Origin of the sequence: Pseudomonas sp. 43(2021) (assembly GCF_017490805.1) — a bacterium.
Taxonomy (GTDB): Bacteria; Pseudomonadota; Gammaproteobacteria; order Pseudomonadales; family Pseudomonadaceae; genus Aquipseudomonas.
This window is the reverse complement of record NZ_JAFGYJ010000446.1, coordinates 1-464: the sequence shown is the minus strand read 5'-3', so window position 1 is coordinate 464 and position 464 is coordinate 1. Positions and strand designations below refer to the sequence as shown.

The 464-nt window shown below is 55.0% G+C and carries 1 protein-coding gene; it reads left to right on the top strand.

Going from position 1 to position 464, the window contains the following annotated elements; genetic code table 11:
* Window positions 1–27 precede the first annotated feature (27 nt).
* A partial coding sequence (locus J5M71_RS28095) for a peptidylprolyl isomerase (protein ID WP_207838867.1) occupies window positions 28–464 on the top strand: 437 nt, incomplete at its 3' end.

The window sequence follows — 464 nt, the reverse complement described above, 5'->3', positions numbered from 1 at the left end:
ACGAATTCCCTATGAAGAGTAAGGACCATGACTCAAGTCAAACTGACCACCAACCATGGCGACATCGTCATCGAACTGAACGCTGAAAATGCGCCGATCACCGTTGCCAACTTCATCGAGTACGTCAACGCCGGTCACTACACCAACACCTTATTCCACCGCGTCATCGGCAACTTCATGATCCAGTGCGGCGGTTTCGAGCCAGGCATGAAAGAGAAGAAAGACAAGCGCGCAAGCATCCAGAACGAAGCGGACAACGGTCTCTCCAACGACAAATACACCGTCGCCATGGCCCGCACCATGGAGCCGCATTCGGCTTCGGCACAGTTCTTCATCAACGTCGCCGACAACACCTTCCTCAACCACAGCGGCAAGACCACTCAGGGCTGGGGCTACGCGGTATTCGGTAAAGTGACCGCCGGTACCGACGTTGTCGACAAGATCAAAGGCGTGTCGACCACTTC